Origin of the sequence: Parvibaculum sp. (assembly GCF_049671045.1) — a bacterium.
In the GTDB taxonomy this organism is placed as follows: Bacteria; Pseudomonadota; Alphaproteobacteria; order Parvibaculales; family Parvibaculaceae; genus Parvibaculum.
In genome coordinates, this window is the sequence record NZ_JBATUH010000002.1 from 1 (window position 1) to 2,316 (window position 2,316).

The 2,316-nt window shown below is 63.5% G+C and carries 3 protein-coding genes and 1 pseudogene; all 4 read left to right on the forward strand.

All coding sequences use genetic code 11. From position 1 onward, the window contains the following. Positions 1 to 198: pseudogene (locus WBG82_RS00220) on the forward strand (phosphate acyltransferase PlsX); the annotation flags it as partial. Continuing rightward, entirely contained in the window at positions 195 to 1,172 is a 978-nt protein-coding gene (locus tag WBG82_RS00225) for a beta-ketoacyl-ACP synthase III (protein WP_424419987.1), read from the forward strand. The pseudogene WBG82_RS00220 and the gene WBG82_RS00225, both read left to right, overlap by 4 nt. A gap of 126 nt (positions 1,173 to 1,298) precedes the next feature. After that, positions 1,299 to 1,616, forward strand: a complete 318-nt coding sequence (locus WBG82_RS00230; RefSeq protein ID WP_324297336.1) for an integration host factor subunit alpha — start codon at positions 1,299 to 1,301, stop codon at positions 1,614 to 1,616. Between the two features lie 70 nt (positions 1,617 to 1,686). Beyond that, entirely contained in the window at positions 1,687 to 2,157 is a 471-nt protein-coding gene (locus tag WBG82_RS00235) for a MerR family transcriptional regulator (protein ID WP_324297337.1), read from the forward strand. The last annotated feature ends 159 nt before the right edge of the window (positions 2,158 to 2,316 follow it).

The window sequence follows — 2,316 nt, forward strand, 5'->3', positions numbered from 1 at the left end:
GGCCTCGTCGTGAAAAGTCACGGCGGAACGGATGCGCAAGGCTTCGCATCCGCCATCGACGTTGCGGTCGATGTCGCCTCGGCGGATCTGCTCAAGAAGATCGTCGCCGATCTCGAGGCATTGGACGGGCTGGAGCAGGTGGCCCAGCGGCGTGCGCAAACACAGATCAACGAAGAATCCGAGGCTGTAATACTGTGAGTGTCATTCGTAGCGTTGTCATGGGCTGCGGCAGCTATCTGCCGGAGCGGCGGGTCAGCAATGACGATCTCGCCAAAGTGGTCGAAACGACCGATGAGTGGATCGTCGAGCGCACGGGCATTCACGAGCGCCACATCGCGGCCGAGGGCGAACTCACCTCGCATCTGGCCCTGAAGGCGGCGCGCGCCGCCATTGCCGATGCCGGCATCGACGCGCAGGAGATCGACATGATCATCCTCGCGACGACGACGGCGGACAACACGTTTCCGGCGACCGCCGTGACCGTGCAGGCGGAGCTCGGCCTGCATCATGGCGCGGCCTTCGACGTGCAGGCGGTCTGTTCGGGCTTCGTCTATGCGCTCAGCATCGCCGACACGTTCATCCGCTGCGGCCAGGCGAAGACGATTCTCGTCATCGGCGCGGAGACATTCTCCAGGTTGCTCGACTGGACCGACCGGACGACATGCGTGCTCTTCGGCGACGGGGCGGGCGCGGTCGTGCTGCGGGCGGCCGAGGGCGAGGGGACGACGGCCGATCGGGGCATTCTCACCTCCCACCTCCACTCCGACGGGCGCTACAAGGAAAAGCTCTATGTCGATGGCGGGCCGTCATCGACGGGCACGGTGGGCCATGTCCGCATGGAAGGGCGCGAGGTGTTCCGCCACGCCGTCATCAACATCTCCGACACGATCAACGAGGCGCTGGCCGCGACGGGGCTCAAGGCCGCCGATATCGACTGGTTCGTGCCGCATCAGGCGAACAAGCGAATCCTCGACGGAACGGCCAAGCGCATCGGCCTTCCGCCGGAGAAGGTCGTCGTCACCGTCGGCCAACATGGCAACACCTCGGCCGCTTCCGTGCCGCTGGCGCTCGACACGGCGGTCAGGGACGGGCGAATCAAGCGGGGCGATCTCGTGCTTCTCGAGGCGATGGGCGGCGGTTTCACCTGGGGATCGGTGCTTTTGCGCTGGTGAGCGCGGCAATCGAACTTTGCTCAATCCGCCGTATTCCGGCCTTGAGAAAACCCAGCCATCCCTTTGAATATTGACGGGTTTCGCGCCCCGCAATAGGCTTCGCAGGGAACTTGGAGGTAGGAAGCCATGGGGGATACGGTCACGCGGGCGCATCTGAGCGAAGCCGTCTATCAGGAAGTCGGCCTTTCTCGAAACGAATCCGCGGAACTGGTCGAATTGGTGCTTCAGCAGCTCTCCGATTGCCTTGCTACGGGCGATACGGTGAAGCTGTCGTCGTTCGGCTCCTTCTCGGTACGCCAGAAGGGGGGACGCATGGGGCGCAATCCGAAGACGGGTGAGGAAGTTCCGATCAAGCCGAGGCGGGTTCTGGTTTTCCGTCCGAGCCATGTGCTCAAGGAACGCATCAATGCGGCGCTGAGCGGCAAGGCCGCTGCGGCCGATTAGGGCCTGAGGCGCTATCTTGATCGGATCGACATTGAGAGATCGGGTTGAGGAGCGGCAGCAGGGATCTGGTTTGTCTGTACAAAAATCGCCTGACGCATTCCGGACTATCAGCGAGGTCGCTGCGGAACTTGATGTTCCGCAGCATGTGCTGCGATTCTGGGAGAGCAAATTCACGCAAATCCGCCCGCTGAAGCGCGGCGGAGGACGGCGCTATTATCGCCCGGAAGATGTCGATCTTCTGCGCGGCGTGCGGGCGCTTCTCTACAATGACGGCTACACCATCAAGGGCGTGCAGAAGGTCTTTCGCGAACAGGGCGTGAAGTTCGTGAGCGAGACCGGCAAGGGCACGGTCGATGCCTCGCTTGCCGAGCGCGCCCGTGAGGCCGTGAAGCGCGGCGAGCGGCGGGAGCGCGACGAGGAAGGCGGCGCCACGCTCGATTCGGGCGCGCGCGAGACGCTCGATGCGATTCTCAACGAGCTCATCGCGCTCAAGGATGAGGTCGACGAGACGCTGTGGGAGAGCGACGAGGAGGAGAACTGAACCTCCGCGCCGCGCGCGCCCCGCGCAGGACGAAAAAGCCTTTGAAAAAGCGAGATTGAGGCGTTGCCCGTTCGGGATGTGACGTCTATATTCCGCGCGCCTTCGGAAGGGCACGGCCTTTCCATACCGGTTCAGTCGGAGCGTAGCGCAGCCCGGTAG

Excerpts from the sequence above, each read along its gene's own strand:
- WBG82_RS00230 (WP_324297336.1), top strand. The coding sequence starts at position 1,299 with ATGGGGGATACGGTCACGCGGGCGCATCTGAGCGAAGCCGTCTATCAG.